The sequence below is a fragment of the Micromonospora marina genome, from assembly GCF_900091565.1.
GTDB classification, from domain to species: domain Bacteria; phylum Actinomycetota; class Actinomycetes; order Mycobacteriales; family Micromonosporaceae; genus Micromonospora; species Micromonospora marina.
On the sequence record NZ_FMCV01000030.1, the window covers coordinates 29,157 to 44,500 of the forward strand.

General features: G+C 74.6%; 12 protein-coding genes and 1 pseudogene. 6 read left to right on the top strand and 7 right to left on the bottom strand.

Annotated features, from left to right (window positions below):
• Window positions 1-3: 3 nt before the first annotated feature.
• On the bottom strand, window positions 4-1,092 hold the full coding sequence (locus GA0070215_RS25735) for a zinc-binding dehydrogenase (protein ID WP_091050850.1): 1,089 nt from the start codon (window positions 1,090-1,092) through the stop codon (window positions 4-6).
• Window positions 1,085-2,107, bottom strand: coding sequence for a Gfo/Idh/MocA family protein (locus tag GA0070215_RS25740; RefSeq protein WP_091050852.1), 1,023 nt, complete (start codon window positions 2,105-2,107; stop codon window positions 1,085-1,087). Before GA0070215_RS25740 ends, GA0070215_RS25735 begins: the two co-directional genes overlap by 8 nt.
• Before the next feature lie 212 nt (window positions 2,108-2,319).
• Between GA0070215_RS25740 and GA0070215_RS25745 the strand changes: the two are divergent.
• From GA0070215_RS25745 to ctaD, 5 genes and pseudogenes are all read left to right on the top strand, one after another.
• Window positions 2,320-3,328, top strand: a pseudogene (locus GA0070215_RS25745) (glucosyl-3-phosphoglycerate synthase).
• A 28-nt stretch (window positions 3,329-3,356) separates the two neighbouring features.
• The gene (locus GA0070215_RS25750) at window positions 3,357-4,511 is read left to right on the top strand and encodes a glycosyltransferase (RefSeq protein WP_091050856.1); all 1,155 of its coding nucleotides are present in this window, start codon (window positions 3,357-3,359) and stop codon (window positions 4,509-4,511) included.
• 108 nt (window positions 4,512-4,619) lie between these two features.
• Window positions 4,620-5,072, top strand: a complete 453-nt coding sequence (locus GA0070215_RS25755) for a DUF4383 domain-containing protein (RefSeq protein ID WP_091050898.1) — start codon at window positions 4,620-4,622, stop codon at window positions 5,070-5,072.
• Between the two features lie 135 nt (window positions 5,073-5,207).
• Window positions 5,208-5,939, top strand: a complete 732-nt coding sequence (locus tag GA0070215_RS25760) for an ATP-binding protein (RefSeq protein ID WP_091050860.1) — start codon at window positions 5,208-5,210, stop codon at window positions 5,937-5,939.
• Window positions 5,940-6,026: 87 nt separating this feature from the next.
• Window positions 6,027-8,030, top strand: coding sequence for an aa3-type cytochrome oxidase subunit I (gene ctaD / locus GA0070215_RS25765; protein WP_091050863.1), 2,004 nt, complete (start codon window positions 6,027-6,029; stop codon window positions 8,028-8,030).
• A 100-nt stretch (window positions 8,031-8,130) separates the two neighbouring features.
• On the opposite strand, the gene GA0070215_RS25770 is transcribed toward ctaD, so the two are convergent.
• Entirely contained in the window at window positions 8,131-9,264 is a 1,134-nt protein-coding gene (locus GA0070215_RS25770; protein ID WP_018788428.1) for a SigB/SigF/SigG family RNA polymerase sigma factor, read from the bottom strand.
• 245 nt (window positions 9,265-9,509) lie between these two features.
• The gene (locus GA0070215_RS25775) at window positions 9,510-10,925 is read right to left on the bottom strand and encodes a hypothetical protein (RefSeq protein ID WP_091050868.1); all 1,416 of its coding nucleotides are present in this window, start codon (window positions 10,923-10,925) and stop codon (window positions 9,510-9,512) included.
• Between the two features lie 170 nt (window positions 10,926-11,095).
• Here GA0070215_RS25775 and GA0070215_RS25780 point away from each other — a divergent pair, with 170 nt between their 5' ends.
• Window positions 11,096-11,320 (top strand): CDGSH iron-sulfur domain-containing protein, encoded by a 225-nt coding sequence (locus GA0070215_RS25780; protein WP_091050869.1) that lies wholly within the window; start codon window positions 11,096-11,098, stop codon window positions 11,318-11,320.
• 8 nt (window positions 11,321-11,328) lie between these two features.
• Here the strand turns inward: GA0070215_RS25780 and GA0070215_RS25785 are convergent, their stop codons facing one another.
• From GA0070215_RS25785 to GA0070215_RS25795, 3 genes are read right to left on the bottom strand one after another with little or no spacing between them, the layout of a single operon-like run.
• Entirely contained in the window at window positions 11,329-12,375 is a 1,047-nt protein-coding gene (locus tag GA0070215_RS25785; protein WP_018788431.1) for an iron-containing redox enzyme family protein, read from the bottom strand.
• 51 nt (window positions 12,376-12,426) lie between these two features.
• Window positions 12,427-14,175 carry a thiamine pyrophosphate-binding protein gene (locus GA0070215_RS25790; protein ID WP_091050871.1) on the bottom strand — a complete coding sequence of 583 codons (1,749 nt, stop codon included), beginning with the start codon at window positions 14,173-14,175 and terminating at the stop codon, window positions 12,427-12,429.
• Entirely contained in the window at window positions 14,168-15,292 is a 1,125-nt protein-coding gene (locus tag GA0070215_RS25795; protein WP_091050875.1) for a baeRF2 domain-containing protein, read from the bottom strand. Before GA0070215_RS25795 ends, GA0070215_RS25790 begins: the two co-directional genes overlap by 8 nt.
• Window positions 15,293-15,344: the final 52 nt, after the last annotated feature.

Sequence of the window (15,344 nt, forward strand, 5' to 3'; positions counted from 1 at the left end):
GTGTCAGGGGGTGAGGACGACCTGCAGCTCGGTGCGGCGGCGGTCGGCCAGGTCGGTCAGCAGGGCGGGGGCCTCGTCCAGGGGAACCACGGCCGAGACCAGGTGCTTGCGGATCACGTCCCCGAACTGGCGCAGCAGCTCGATCGTCTCCGCCGACAGCCGCTCCCGGTCCCAGGTGGGCGCCAGCCCGCGCGGCACCCGGCCGATCTGCGCGCAGCGCAGCGACAGCCCGTTGTGGTGGAACTCCTCACCGAGCCGGACCGCGTCCGCGCCGGCCTGGTAGAACGCCAGGTCGATCACCGTGCCCTGCGGACGCAGCAGGCGCAGCGCGAGCCGCAACGCCCAGTCCTGGCCCCGGCACTGGAAGACCACGTCGGCGCCCCGGTCCCCGGCGGCGTGGTTCCACCGCGTCTTGAGCACCACCGCCGGGTCGTCCGCGTCCGGGTCGAGCGTGTCCAGGCCGAGCGCCTCGGCGACCTGCCGCCGGGCCGGCGTCGGGTCGACCACGACCACCGAGGCGGCGCCGTGGCGGCGGGCGAACAGCGCGGTCAGCAGCGCCACCACGCCGCCGCCCACCACCGCGACCCGGCGCCCGCGTACGCCGTCGCCGAGTGTGCGCACGTCGGCGCCGCACAGGTCGGCGGCGGCGTGCAGCAGCCCGTTGGCGCAGATCGGGCCCATGTGCGCGACGTACACCCCGAGCATCGGGTCCAGGTCGTCGGGCAGCGGCACGAACCGCTCGGTGAGCGGGTCGGCGACCCAGCCGCTGCGGTGGCCGTACGTCATGGCGCCGACCTCGCCCACCGCGACGGCCGGGGTCCGGCTCTCCACCACGCGGCCGACCTGCATGTAGCCGAGCCGGGTCACCGGGTACGGCGTGCTCGCCGCGCCGGGCCGGAACAGCCCGAGCGCGGCGTCCCAGGTGACGTGCAGGTAGGGGTTGGTGCCCTTGACGAAGCTCAGTTCGGTGCCGACGGACACGCCGCTGTAGAGCGTCTCCACCCGGAAGGTGCCCTCGCGCAGCTCCGGCGCGTCCAGTTCGGCCAGCTCGACCCGGCCGGGGCCGCCGACCACCACCACCCGGTCACGCATCGACGCCCACCCCCGCGTCCGCGACCGGCGCGGTGAGCCGGGACGCCGGGCCGGTCGGCAACGCCACCGGCCGTCCGGTACGCGCCGACTCGGCCACCGCGAGCGCGAGCCGGTGGGTGCGCAGCGCCTCGGCGTACGGCACCCGGACGTCGTCGCCGAGGCCGCACACGGCGTCGACGAACGCCCGGTCGACGGCGACCCGCGCGCCGTCCGGGTCGGCGGGCAGGTGCCGCTCGCCGTCGCCGTCGCGGACGGTCAGGCCGTCCTCGGCCAGCCACAGCGCCAGCCCGTCGGCGAGGATCTCCAGGCCGGCGCGGTGCTTCCAGCCGAGCACGCAGGACGCGGTGAGCGTGCCGACCGCGCCGGAGCCGAAGCGCAGTGTGGCGGCGGTCACCGAGTCGATGTCCGCGCCGTCGACCGGCGGCGGGCTGCCGTCGCCGTACGCGGTCACCTCGACCGCCTCGCCGGCCAGCAGCCGGACCAGGTCCAGCACGTGCGCGGCCTGCTCGACGACCGGGCCGCCGGACCGGTCCCGCCGCGCCCACCAGGCCACCGGTGGCACCTTGTCCAGCCAGGCGCCGTTGACCATCCGCACCGGACGGTCGGCGAGCAGCCGCCGGGCCTCCTCCACCACGTGCAGGTAGCGCCAGTGGTGCCCGACGCCGGTGAGCAGGCCGCGCTGCTGCACCAGCGTGGCGACCCGCTCGGCGGTCTCCAGGTCCAGCGCCACCGGCTTCTCCACGAACATCGGCACGCCAGCGGCGACCACCGCCTCCTCGACCGGGCCGTGCGCGAACGGCGGCACGCAGACGTACACCGCGTCCGGGCCGGCCGCGAGCAGCTCGTCCACGTCGCGGAACACCCGGCCGCCGTACGTGCCGGCGAGCGCGCCCGCCGCGTCCGGTGCGACATCGGTCACGCCGAGCAGCTCCACGTCCTCGAAGCCCGTGAGCACCCGGGCGTGGCGTTGCGCCACCCCACCGGCTCCGACTAGTCCCACCCGGCAGGTACGCATCCGACCAACCCTCTCGCCACGACTGGAAGACTGCGGTCCCACTCCCCCCGCTCGCCGCGCGCCAAACGCCGAGCCGTGCGCAACGCAACGTTCATCCGCCCGGAACCTCCCGGTACGCGCCAGGTGATCAGGATGTTGGGCAAGATCCGGTTAGCGCCGATGCGGGACTGGGAAAACCATGGTCCGCGATTCCACCATCAATGGGGGTGCCCGTGCGGGAATCAGATTCGACCGTCTCACCTGTGGTGGAGGCGTGGGCCACGTACCGCACCAGCACCGCCGACGACTGGCCGGCGCGGCGACTGGTACGGGCCAAGGGTGCGAGCCGGATCAGCGTGGTGCTGCCGGCCCGCAACGAGGAGGCGACCGTCGGCGCGATCGTGTCGACCGTCCGGGAACACCTGATGGACGCTCGTCGACGAACTGATCGTGGTGGACTCCCGGTCCACCGACCGGACCGCGCAGGTGGCGCGCGCGGCCGGCGCCGAGGTGGTCAGCCAGGACGCGATGACGCGTGGGCTGCCCCGGCTGGCCGGCAAGGGCGACGCGCTCTGGGCCGGGCTGGCCGCGGCCGAGGGGGACGTGGTCGCGTTCGTCGACGCCGACCTGCGTGAGTTCCGGCCGCACTTCGTGACCGGGCTGCTCGGGCCGCTGCTGACGGATCCGGGCGTGCAGTTCGTGAAGGGCTTCTACCACCGGCCGCTGGTCGGTGCGACGAGCGTGGAGCCCGACGGTGGCGGCCGGGTGACGGAGCTGATGGCCCGGCCGCTGCTGAACCTGTTCTGGCCGGAGCTGGCCGGGTTCGTGCAACCGCTGGCGGGCGAGTACGCCGGCCGCCGCGAGGTGCTGGAACGGGTGCCGTTCGTCACCGGGTACGGCGTCGAGACGGCCATGCTGATCGACCTGCTGGAGCTGGTCGGGCTGGACGCGCTGGCCCAGGTCGACCTGGGTGAGCGCAAGCACCGGCACCAGGACACCGCCGCGCTGGGCCGGATGTCCGCGCAGATCATGCTGACCGCCTGGTCGCGGCTGCAACGGCGCGGGTGGGCGGCGCCGGGGGTGGCGCCGACCGCGCTGCTGACCCAGTTCCGCCGGGGCGGCTCGGAGGCGCTGCCCAACCTGGACCGCGAGATCGTGGTCAGCGACGTGTCGGTGCAGGAACGCCCGCCGCTGGCGCAGATGCGGCAGCGCCTTCCCCGCCGCCGGGTGGCGGCCGCGTGACCGGCCAGGACTTCGGAGAGGACAGCGCATGACGCTCACCGTGCTGATGAACGCCGGGCCGTGGCTGTCCGTGCCGCCGCCGGGCTACGGCGGCATCGAGAACGTGATCGCCACGCTGGTGCCGGAACTGCGCCGGCTGGGCGTACGGGTGGTGCTCGCCTCGGTGGAGAGCAGCACACTGCCGGTCGACGAGCGGATCGCGGTCTTCCCGGACGGCCAGTTCCACGCGTTGCAGCGGCCGTACAACCAGGTCTGCGGCGTCTCCCAGGCGCACCTGTCCGGGGTGGTGCGGGCGCTGCACGCCCGCGACGACATCGACCTGGTGCACGACCACGTGGAGGCGGTCGGGCTGGCGACGCTCGCCGCGATGGGCCCGGACGCCCCACCGGTGCTGCACACGCTGCACTGGGATCTCGCCAAGCACCCGGAGCTGTACGGCAACCTCGACGGCGGCGACCGGGTACGGGTCAACGGCGTGTCCGCCTCGCAGCTGGCACGCGCCCCGGAGGCGCTGCGCGCCCACTCGGTGGGGCACGTGCACCTGTCCACCCCGCTGGCGGTGGACGCGGACCGGCACGCGCCCGTGGCCAAGGGCGACCACGTGGTGATCCTCGGCCGGATCAACCCGGGCAAGGGGCAGGACCTGGGCGCCCGGCTGGCGCAGGAGGCCGGCTTCCGGCTGGTGCTGGCCGGGCCGGTCGGCCCGTACCACCGGCCGGAGGATCTGGCCGCGGCCGGCGACGAGGCCCGGCAGAACCCGGACGTCCGTTTCTTCTACGACGAGGTCGCGCCGCACGTCGACGGCGACCGGGTGCGCTGGGTCGGCACGGTGGCCGGGTGGGAGCGCGACGACCTGGTCGCCTCGGCGCGGGCGTCGCTGTTCCCGCTGCGCTGGGAGGAGCCGGGCGGCACGGCGGTGGTCGAGTCGCTGTCGCTCGGCACGCCTGTGGTGTCCACCGCCCGGGGCTGCCTGCCGGAGCTGATCGAGCACGGCCGTACCGGCCTGCTCACCGGCGACGAGGAGGAACTGGGTGACCTGGTGCTCGCCGCGGGCGGGCTGGAGCCGGCCGAGTGCCGGCGGGAGGCGGCCCGGCGGTTCACCCCGGCCCGGATGGCACAGCGGTACGTGGAGCTGTACGACCGGGTCCGGGCGGGTGTGACGAAGCCGTTGCAGCCGGCCTGAGCGTCACCGGCCCGGCCGCCCGAGCGCGGCCGGGCCGGCGTTTGCCCCCGCCGGCCGCGGGAAACCGGCGCTTCCCGCGGTGGCGAGGAGGCCGGCGTGACGAACTCGATGGCGCACTCCCGGGCGCGGCGCAACCCGGCCGACGGGCGGGCGCCGGTACGCCGGGTCGCCTCCGGGTTCGCCGTGCTCCTGCTGCTGCTCGGCGCGCTGGGCTTCGTGCCGGGTGTCACCAGCGACTACGCGGACCTGCGCTTCGCCGGGCCGGGCTCCGGCGCCCGGTTGTTCGGTGTGTTCCAGGTCTCGGCGGTGCACAACCTGGTGCACCTGGTGCTCGGCGTGGCCGGGCTGGTGCTGGCCCGTACCGTCGCCGGCGCCCGCGCGTTCCTGGTCGGAGCCGGTGCGGTCTATCTGGCGCTGTGGCTCTTCGGTCTGGCGGTGGACAGGCGCGACGCGGCGAACGCGCTCGCGGTCAACCGCGCCGACTCGTGGCTGCACCTGCTGCTGGGCGCCGCCATGCTGGCGCTGGGGCTGGTCACGGCGCGGCGCGGGGATCGCCGCTGACCTGTGGCCCGGCGGTCCCCGGCGCCCGGTTTCGCCGGTCCGGGCCCCGGGTACGTCCGTAGTCCTCCGGTTGCGGGCAGGCGGCGAGCGTCCCGGCCGGCGTCCCTGTGGCGATGAGAAGGAAACGAGGCGGCGATGGTGACCCGGATCAGGTGCGAGGTCCGCGACGAGTCGCCGGTCACTGTCGTACGGCTGGCCGGAGCGCTCGACCTGGGCACGATGCGTGCGGTGCACGAGGTGCTCGACAACTGCCTCGCCGCGCAGCCGGACGCTCTGGTGGTCGACCTGGAGGAGGTCGAGGTCGGCGAGCCGCTGGCGCTGTCCGTCTTCGCCGCCGCCGCGCGGCGCGCCGCCGACTGGCCGGCGGTGCCGATGGTGCTCGCCGCGCCCTGCGCCGAGACGGCGGCCTGGCTGAACGAGACCACCGCCTGCCGGGTGGTGCCGGTGCGCCGGGACTGCGCCGAGGCGACGGCGCTGGCCGGGGCGGAGGCGGCACCCCGGCTGCGGGCCCGGCTGGAGCCGGTCGCCGGCGCCTGCCGGCGGGCCCGGGAGCTGGTCACGGAGGCGTGCGGCAGGTGGAACGTGCCGGAGCTGGCCGGGCCGGCGTCACTGGTGCTCACCGAGCTGGTCGGCAACGTGGTGCGGCACGCCGGCACCCCGATGCACGTCACGCTGACGCTGCGCCGGCCGTACCTGCGGGTCGCGGTGATGGACGGCAGCCCGGCCGACGCCCGTGCCGTGAGCAGCCGCGATCCGCGTGCCGAGGGCGGCCGCGGGCTGATGCTGGTCCGCGAGCTGACCCAGCGCTGGGGCAGCACTCCGGTCGGTGCCGGCAAGGTCGTCTGGGCCATGCTCCCGGCGAACTGACCGAATTCTCCACTCTCGCCTGGTTACATGGGCAGAGGGCCGGGTACGCCCGCCCGTCCTGTCTGTCGTCACACGGGGTGAGATGCCATGCCCAAGCGGGTAGTCACGGAACCGGCGCGAGACCGAGGGCCCGCGATCCTCGCGCCGGCCCGGTTCGGGGGCTATCCCGGGCCCGTGCGGGAGGCGGTGAAGGGCAACGCGCTGTGGCGGTTGCTGCGCACCACCGACGCCAAGCAGATCGGCCTGCTCTACCTGGTCACGTCGTTCGGATACTTCATCGTCGGCGGGGTCATGGCGATGGTCATCCGGGTGGAGCTGGCCCGGCCCGGGATGCAGCTCGTCTCCCCCGAGCAGTACAACCAGATGTTCACCATGCACGGCACGATCATGCTGCTGCTGTTCGCCACCCCGCTGTTCTTCGGGTTCGCCAACTACCTGGTGCCGCTGCAGATCGGCGCCGCCGACGTGGCGTTCCCCCGGTTGAACGCGTTCGCGTACTGGCTGTACTTCCTGGGCGCGCTGATGGTCGTGGGCGGGTTCGCCACCCCGGGCGGCGCGGCGGACTTCGGCTGGACGGCGTACACGCCGCTGAGCACCGCGCCACACTCCCCCGGCGTCGGCGGGAACCTGTGGGTGGTCGGCCTGGCCGTGTCCGGCCTGGGCACGATCCTCGGCGCGGTCAACGTGATCACCACGATCGTGACGTTGCGCGCGCCGGGCATGACCATGTTCCGGATGCCGATCTTCACCTGGAACGCGCTGCTCACCAGCGTCCTGGTGATTTTCGTGTTCCCGCTGCTGGCCGCCGCGCTGATGGCGCTCGCCTCGGACCGGATCCTGCACTCGCACGTCTACGACCCGACGACCGCCGGGCCGATGCTCTGGCAGCACCTGTTCTGGTTCTTCGGCCACCCCGAGGTCTACATCGTCGCGCTGCCGTTCTTCGGCATCATCACCGAGATCATCCCGGTGTTCTCCCGCAAGCCGATCTTCGGTTACACCGGCCTGGTGCTGGCCACCATCGCCATCACCGTGCTGTCCATGACGGTCTGGGCGCACCACATGTTCGCCACCGGGCAGGTACTGCTGCCGTTCTTCAGCATCCTGAGCTACCTGATCGCGGTCCCCACGGGAGTGAAGTTCTTCAACTGGATCGGCACCATGTGGAAGGGACAGCTCACATTCGAGACGCCGATGCTGTTCGCCATCGGCTTCCTGGTGACGTTCCTGCTCGGCGGCCTGACCGGGGTGCTGCTGGCCAGCCCGCCGGTCGACTTCCACGTCACCGACAGCTACTTCGTGGTGGCGCACTTCCACTACGTCATGTTCGGGACCATCGTGTTCGCCGCGTTCGGCGGCCTCTACTTCTGGTTCCCGAAGATGACCGGGCGGCTGCTCGACGAGCGGCTGGGCAAGGTGCACTTCTGGACGATGTTCATCGGCTTCCACGCCACCTTCCTGGTGCAGCACTGGCTCGGCAGCGAAGGCATGCCCCGCCGGTACGCCGACTACCTGCCCGGCGACGGCTTCACCACGCTGAACACCATCTCCAGCATCGGCTCGTTCGTGCTCGGCGCGTCCACCCTGTTCGTGATCTGGAACATCTGGAAGTCGTGGCGGTACGGCGCGATGGTCACAGTCGACGACCCGTGGGGCTTCGGCAACTCGCTGGAGTGGGCCACCACCTGCCCGCCGCCGCTGCGCAACTTCGACCGGATGCCGCGCATCCGCTCCGAGCGGCCGGCGTTCGACCTCAAGTACGGGCCGCTCGTCTCCGACCTGGGCCGGGACCTGCCGCAGCGCACCACCAAACCGCCGCAGTCGTTCCGCGAGGAGCTGCACCACGAGCGGCACGTGCCGGAGTCGCCGTCGGCGGGCGGCGCGTACGGGGCACGCGAGGCGGTGGAGTACCAGCCGGCGCCGCAGTCCGGCGCGCGTCCGGTGGAGGTGCCGGAGCCGGAGGAGGTGCGTCGGCCCAGCTTCGAGGAGACCGACGAGCCGGAGGGCAGCGCGCTCAACGCCGAACGCGCCGACCAGCCCAACGACAGGTGGCGGCACCCGCGCGGGCACGGGGACACCCCGGAGAACTGAGACGGCGGACGAGGGCCGGCACCGTGCGGTGCCGGCCCTCTCGTCGTACGCCGCGCGCCGGCTTTCCGTGGCGGGAGCCGGCGCGTCACGTGCCGGTCTCTCAGTCGGCGGCGGGCAGTCCCGCCGCGGTCAGCGAGCGGAGCACCGCCGGCTGCACCCGGGTCAGCCGCAGCGGCACCCCGGTACGCGCGGCGGCCTCCCGGCCGGCCATCAGCGCGGCGATCCCGCCGGCGTCGAAGCCGCCGGCGCCGACCAGGTCGACCACCACCTCGCGGGGTTGCCCGGTGACCGCCTGGAGCACCGCCCGGCGCAACTGGTCCGCGCCGGCCCGGTCCACCTCGCCGCCGACCTCGACGACCACCCGGTCGCCGTTCTGCTTCACCGAGATCCGCGCCTTCGCCGGCACGGCCTCGGCCGTGCCGTTCTGCCAGGGCGGCGGTGCGTCGGCGAGCATCGCCTGACGCAGCCAGGTCAGCGCCCGCGACAGCAGCCGGGACACGTGCATCTGCGAGATGCCGAACCGGGCGGCGATCTCCGCCTGGGTCTGGTTGCCGTAGAAGCGCATCGCCAGGATGCGGCGCTCCCGCCAGGGCAGCCGGTGCAGCAGGCCGCTGACCGTGACCCGGTCGTCCACCGACTCCAGCGCGTGGTCGGACTCGCCGACCAGGTCGCCGAACTCGGCCGAGCTCTCCCCGCCCACCGGCGCGTTGAGCGAGGCCGGGCTGTAGCCGGCGGCCGACTCCAGCGCGGCGAGGATCTCCTCCTCCGGCGTCTCCAGCCGGACGGACAGCTCGGCCACGGTCGGGGCGCGGGACAGCTCGCTGGTCAGCGTCGCCGTCGCCTGACCCACCTCGAGGATCAGGTCCCGCAGCCGGCGCGGGACGTGGACGCCCCAGGTGCGGTCGCGGAAGTGCCGCTTGATCTCGCCGACGATGGTGATGGCCGCGTACGCGGTGAACGAACCGCGTTCCGGGTCGTACCTGTCGACGGCGTTGACCAGGCCGAGACGGGCCACCTGCTCCAGATCCTCCAGCGGCTCACCGCGCCCGCGGTAGCGGCGGGCGAGCCGACCGGCGAACGGCAGCGCGAACCGGACCAGGTCGTCGCGCGCCTCCTGCCGCCGCTCCGGTGGCAGGCCCTCGATCCGGGCCGCGTACGCGAGCGCCGCCGCGTCCAGGTCCTCCAGACCCCGGTCGGTGGTCGGTGGTGTGGGTGTGGTGGTCTGTCCGAACATCCGCGCCCCCTCGCCGAAGAACCCCCGCCCGGTCGGAACCGGTCGTGCGCGTGGTCGGACCACGCACCGGGTGAGGAAGTTGGGTTACGTGACGGATACGTCGAAGGCGGTGGCTGCCCGCCGCACGGCGTCGTGGGCCGTTTCGCGGCGAGCGGTCTTCCCGCTCCGTAGGTACTCAATCACGGACCGCAGGATCGCGAGGAAGTTTCGCCAGGTTGGCCGGACAGCCGGTCCCGGCGGCGGGTTCAGCAGACCAGCAGACCCTGGTGCGCGCCCGCGTCACGCAGCGCGGTGAGGGCCTCGGCCATCCGCAGCGGCGGCGGCGCGGGCAGGTCGCAGGGCTGGTTGCGCAACACCTCCGTGGCACGTCGGGTCGGTACCGAGGCGACCGGGTAGCCGCGCGCGGCACCCCGGTCCAGGGCCCGCCGACGGCGCCCGAAGCCGGCCACCGCCAGCCACTGGGGCAGGCCCGCGTACGCGGGCGAACGCAGGCCGGGCGGCTCGGGCAGCACGTCCACCGAGCTGAACGGCTCGCTGCCGGCCAGCCACCACTCCACGCCCGCGACCCGGCGCGTGGTGGCGTTCTCGCACCAGTAGGGCACCAGGCCGGCCCGCACCACCTGCCCCGGGTCGAGCAGCCGGCCGCACTCCACCACCAGCCGGTTACCGGTCTTGCCGGCCCGCCGCAGCCAGCCCCGGTACAGGTCGGCGGTCACCGCGCTCAGCGCGTCCGGCTGCGGCACGACCACCCGGTGCAGCGGATGCCCGTGCCGGTCGCCGAAGGAGCGGGCGTCGTGCTCGAAACCGGACTCCACGCCGTGTTCGGCGAACGCGCCCGCCACCGTGACCTCCGGCGCCGTCCAGCGCGTCTCCTCGCCACCGGCCGCGCGCAGCACCCGGCCCAGCGCGCGGGCGTCCGGGTGGAAGTCGACCGGGTCCAAGCCGCCGGCCGGACAGCCGGCCTGGAAGCTGTGCCCGTCGCCGCGGTCCCGTACCGGCCAGGTGCGGGCGTCGTGCAGCAGCAGCACCGGCGCGGCCGGTTCCAGCCGGTCGGACAGGAAGCGCGCGTACGCCTCCGGCAACGTGCGCCAGCGCACCGCGAACGTCACCGCCGCGCCCGCCGCCGCGCCCCGGCTGGCCGGACAGTGCACCTGGCGTACGTGCACGCGCGGGTTGGCGTCGAGCAGCCGGGCCGCCAGCGTCGCCCCGTGCGCGTACGCGGCGTCCGGGCGGTCCACCGCCCCCCGGGCCCACTGGCCGGCCAGTTCGAACCCGGCCGGGAGCCAGGGCACGCCCAGCGCCGCCGCGAGGTGGGCCGCGGCACCGTGCGGCGAGCCGAGCAGCACGCCGGGGTAACGCCGGTCCGGGTACTGCCCGGTGAACCACCCGGCCACCCGCTCGGCGTCCACGGCAGCGATCTCGTCGGTGGTGAGCGCCGCCCGCCCGGCGGCCCGGACGGCGGCGGCCCGGCGTACCGGCTCGGGGGCGCCGGTGAGGCGGGACAGCGGACCCGGGTGGCCGAGGTCGCCGCAGTCGTCGCCGCGCAGCGCCCGGGCGGTCGCGGCGACCAGGACCCGGGCGGCGCTGCCGGCCGCCACCACCCGCTCCGGGGGCAGCCCCGCGCCGTTGACCGGCGTCCGTTCGACTCGTTCGCTCACCACGCGGCCCGGCTTCCCGTCCCTCTGGGGTCTAAACGGGGCATCTCCCCACGGGTCAGGACCAAGGCCCGCCCGGTATCGGCACCGCCCGCGGCACCCAGGTACGCCGTCGCGCCGCGTGGCCGTCGTCGCGGGCGGGTTTGGGCCGGACCGGGACGGGCACTGCACCGCGCATGCCCGACGACGACAGCACCCCGGCGGCGACCATCACCCCGTACCGGGACGGACCACTGCTGGTACGCGGCGACTTCGCGTTGGTGACGCCCGAGGGCACGCCGATCGAGACGCGCCGGGGCACCGTCGCGTTGTGCCGGTGCGGCAAGAGCTCGATCAAGCCGTTCTGCGACGGCACGCACAAGGTGGCGGGCTTCCGCGCCGGCAGCGACCGCGAGGGCTGACCCCGGGGTCAGGCTGCGGCGGGGACCCGGGCGGGTTGGCGTAGCGACGACTCCCCGGCCGACCAGGCGTCCAACAGGTGCGCGGCGAACAGGGCGTCCACCGCCAGCGCGGCGGCGGCCCCGAACAGCACATCGGACGCGAGCGCCGGCTCGGCCCGGACCAGCCCGCCGCACATGTCGTACGCGGCGATCTGCTCGTGCACGGCGTCGGCCTCGACGTGCTCGTCGTAGAAGCGGGTGGCGGCCGCGTCGAAGCCCAGCCGCCGCAGTCCGTTGCCGTAGCGGCGGTTCGGCAGCGACGAGGTCATCTCGTAGGCGGCCAGGTGCCCGAGCAGCGCCCCGCGCAGCCGCCGGTGCAGGCCGAACAGGGACATCAGGTTGTTCGTCGCCAGTGTCACCGCGGGCACCAGGTCCAGGTGGGCGGCGTACCCGGTGTCCAGGCCGAGCCGGTCCATCGTGGTGCGGAACAACTCGGCGTGCATCCGGTCCAGCCGGCCGTTGCCGTACTCGTCGGTCTGGATCTCCACGAGCGCCGCCTTCGCCGGCCCGCCGAGCCGGGGCAACGCCCAGCTGTGCGGGTCGGCCTCGCGCAGGTGGTAGATCGAGCGGTGGGTGACGAACTCGCGGAACCGGCCGAGGTCCGCGCGGCGTTGCAGCGCGGCAGCGAGCGGCGGCCCGTCGTCGGCGGCCACCAGGTCCGCCAGCGCACCCGGCACGGCGGCCGGCAACACGACCGGGGGCGGGCCGGCCAGCTCACGCAGCGCCGCCTCGAACGGCCGCTCGGCGCGGGCGCGCAGCGCCAGCAGCGACGGCTCCCACTCCCACGTCTCGTCGACGCCGGACCAGCCCCGGTAGTGCAGCTCGTAGCAGAGGAACAGGGTGAGCTGCAGGTCCTCGTCGGTCAGCGGCGCGGCGACCGCGTCCAGGTGTGCGCCCAGCCCGGCCGGCAGCGGGTGCGGCGCCTCGCGCAGCGCGGCCAGCAGCGCGGCGGAGACGGGCCCGCGCGCCGCGGGCAGCGGGGCGGGGCCGTAACGACTGTCGGCGGCGACTGACATGTGACCTCCTGGAACGGTTGCGCCCGGTCGCAGTGCCCCGCCGCGATGCCGCTAAACGACTTCGTCCGCCGCGATGGCCTCGGTCTGGATCACCCGCTCCCGCACCCGGCGGGCCGCGTCCCCGTCGGCGACCAGGCCGCGCAGATCGGCCAGCGCCGGTTCCGGCGGGTCCAGCGGCACGGCCGGGTCCACCACCGCCTCCAGGACGGCGGGCCGGTCGGCCGCGAGCACCTCGTCCCAGGCGGGTCCGATCAGATCCGGCCGGTCCACCCGCACGCCGTGCAGCCCGAGCAGGCGGGCCCACCCGGCGTACGGCACCTCGAGCCGCCGCTCCCCCGGTGACCGGCCGCTGCCGACGCCGGAGTGGTCCCGGTTGTTCAGCACCAGAACGATCAGCCGGGGATCGCGCCAGGCCGTCCAGTGGTGCGCCACCGTGATCAGCTCGGCCAGGCCGTTGAGCTGCATCGCGCCGTCGCCGAGCAGCGCGAGCACCGGCTCGTCCGGGCGGGCCAGCTTGGCCGCGACCGCGTACGGCAGCGCGCAGCCCATCGAGCCGAGCGTGCCGCACAGCCTGGCCTGCACTCCCGGCGGCAGCTCCAGGTGCCGGGCGTACCAGTAGACGACCGAGCCGACGTCGACGGCAACGCCGGCGTGCCGGGGCAGCCGGGCGGACAGCTCGCGGAGCACGAGCCGCGGGTCGACCGGCTCGGCGGGCGTGGCGGTGCGCTCGGCGGCGGCCGCACGCCACCGGTCCGCCATCTTCTCCACCATGGCGCGCCACTCGCGGTGCGGATTCTCCGGCACCCGGGTCAGCAGCGCCCGCAGCGTCTCGGCGGCGTCGCCGACGAGCGGCACGTCCACCGGGTAGTGGGTGCCGATGCGGCGGCCGTCGATGTCGATCTGGATGGTCCGCACCTGGCCGGGCATCGGGAACCAGTCGGTCCACGGATCGTTGGTGCCGATCATCAGCAGCGTGTCGCAGCCGCCCATGAGCTGCGCGGCGGCGGTGGTGCCGACCTCGCCGAGCACGCCGGTGTGGAACGGCAGCCGCTCGTCGAGCACCGGCTTGCCCAGCAGCGACGTGGCGACGCCGGCGCCGAGCCGGTCGGCGAGCGCGACGATCTCCTCGGCCGCGCCGTGCGCGCCCTGACCGACGAGCACCGCCACCCGCTGCCCGTTGCCGAGCAGCGAGGCGGCGGCGTCCAGGTCGGCGTCGTGTGGCAGCACCCGGGCCAGCGGCTCGCCGGGCGTCGCGGTGAGCACCCCGGCGGTCTGCGGCACCAGGTCCGGTACGGCGGTGACCTGCAACGCCCGTGGCAGCACCACACAGGTCGGGCTGCGGGTCGCCGCGGCGGTGCGGAACGCCTGGTCCAGCAGCACGGGCACCTGTTCCGGGCTGCGGCCGTAGCGGACGAACTGGTTGCACACGTCGCCGAACAGCCGGCTCAACCCGATCTCCTCGTGCGCGCCACCGAGCGGGCCGGTGACGTCCTCGCCGATGATCGCGACCACCGGCTTGCTGTCGAGCTTGGCGTCGTAGAGCCCGTTGAGCAGGTGCACCGCGCTGGGCCCCTGGGTCGCCAGGCACACCCCGACACCGCCGGTGAACTTCGCATGGCCGGTGGCCATGTACGAGGCGGTCTCCTCGTGCCGGGCGGGGACGAACGCCGGGTCCCCGCCCGCGTCGTCGAGCGCGCCCACGAGCGGGGCGATCGCCGCGCCCGGACAGCCGAACACCCGCGGCACCCGCCAGGCCCGCAGGCGCTCGACCACCAGGTCGGCGACGACACGCTCAGCCATTACCCCGCCCCGGCGTGCTCGCGTCGACGTAGCGCAGCACCGCACCGACCCCGTCGGTCAACTCCGGCGCCTCGTCGGGCGCGAGCACGGTGAGGTCCGCGTCGGTGCCGATCAGCGCGCGCAGCAACGCCGCGTCGGCGCGTACCTGCTGGGGGTCGGCCACCGACATCCCGGCCAGCTGCGCCGGGTCGGTGGCGATCTCGGTCGGCTCGGGGCCCACCCACAGCTCGCCGTCGGCCGACGCGTCGTCGACGATCAGCATGGTGTCGACCTGGTTGCGTTGCAGCGCGGAGACCACGGCGTCGAGTCCGGCGCCGACGTCCTCCTGGACGCCGAAGCGGTCCAGGGCGTCGGCGATCCGCCGGTCGGCGACCTCGGCGACGGTCTGCACCGTGATGTCGTCCATCAGCGTGTCGTCGGCACCGACGTCGCGGGCGCCCGCGTCGGTGCGCACCAGGACGTCCTGCCAGCGGGCGGGAAGCTGGGCGGCGATCATGCCGGTGGCCCGGACGTCCCCGGCCACCACCACGACGTCCGCGCCGACGCGCTCGGCCAGGTCGGCGGTGGCCGCCGCGGCGTCACCGGCGTTCTGGTGCCACGCCTCCATCGCGGCGCGCTGGTAGCGGGACTGCGACCAGCCGCCCGGCTGCACCCGGCGCAGCTGGCGGCTCTGCCCGCCCCGCACCTGCGCCCGCCGGGGCACCCCGCCGGCGCTGACCGCCATGGCGTCCGCGCCGGTACGGTCGGCCAGTACCCGCACCCAGGCCACCTGCTCACCGCGCTGGGCCACGAGCGGCATGGTGTGCGGCAACGCCGACCAGCTCGCCAGGTCACGCAGTGGCGGCGCGGAGAGGTACTCGGTGAGCACCACCCGGCCCCGGCTGGCGAACACGGCGATGCCGTAGTCGCCGGGCATCGGCTGGTGCCGGCGTACGACCTCCTCCACCGCCTCGACGGTGACCGGGTCGGCGCCCTGCCCCAGCAGGTCGCCCTTGAGGGCCCGCCAGCGCAGGTCGACCTGCGCTCGCGCGTCCTGGGTGTCGCGGGAGGCGTCCATGTACACCGAGCACCAGGGCCCGGGACGGTCGTAGAGCGGGCGCAGGAAGGACAGCTGCATGCTCGACCCCTTTCCGGCTCGGCCGCACGCATACCCGCGCCCCGGCGGAGTT

Bases quoted from the DNA above. Each gene is read 5' to 3' on its own strand.
- GA0070215_RS25735 (WP_091050850.1), bottom strand. From the start codon at position 1,092: ATGCGTGACCGGGTGGTGGTGGTCGGCGGCCCCGGCCGGGTCGAGCTG.
- GA0070215_RS25740 (WP_091050852.1), bottom strand. From the start codon at position 2,107: ATGCGTACCTGCCGGGTGGGACTAGTCGGAGCCGGTGGGGTGGCGCAA.
- GA0070215_RS25750 (WP_091050856.1), top strand. From the start codon at position 3,357: ATGACGCTCACCGTGCTGATGAACGCCGGGCCGTGGCTGTCCGTGCCG.
- GA0070215_RS25755 (WP_091050898.1), top strand. From the start codon at position 4,620: ATGGCGCACTCCCGGGCGCGGCGCAACCCGGCCGACGGGCGGGCGCCG.
- GA0070215_RS25760 (WP_091050860.1), top strand. From the start codon at position 5,208: ATGGTGACCCGGATCAGGTGCGAGGTCCGCGACGAGTCGCCGGTCACT.
- ctaD (WP_091050863.1), top strand. From the start codon at position 6,027: ATGCCCAAGCGGGTAGTCACGGAACCGGCGCGAGACCGAGGGCCCGCG.
- GA0070215_RS25770 (WP_018788428.1), bottom strand. From the start codon at position 9,264: ATGTTCGGACAGACCACCACACCCACACCACCGACCACCGACCGGGGT.
- GA0070215_RS25780 (WP_091050869.1), top strand. From the start codon at position 11,096: ATGCCCGACGACGACAGCACCCCGGCGGCGACCATCACCCCGTACCGG.
- GA0070215_RS25785 (WP_018788431.1), bottom strand. From the start codon at position 12,375: ATGTCAGTCGCCGCCGACAGTCGTTACGGCCCCGCCCCGCTGCCCGCG.
- GA0070215_RS25790 (WP_091050871.1), bottom strand. From the start codon at position 14,175: ATGGCTGAGCGTGTCGTCGCCGACCTGGTGGTCGAGCGCCTGCGGGCC.
- GA0070215_RS25795 (WP_091050875.1), bottom strand. From the start codon at position 15,292: ATGCAGCTGTCCTTCCTGCGCCCGCTCTACGACCGTCCCGGGCCCTGG.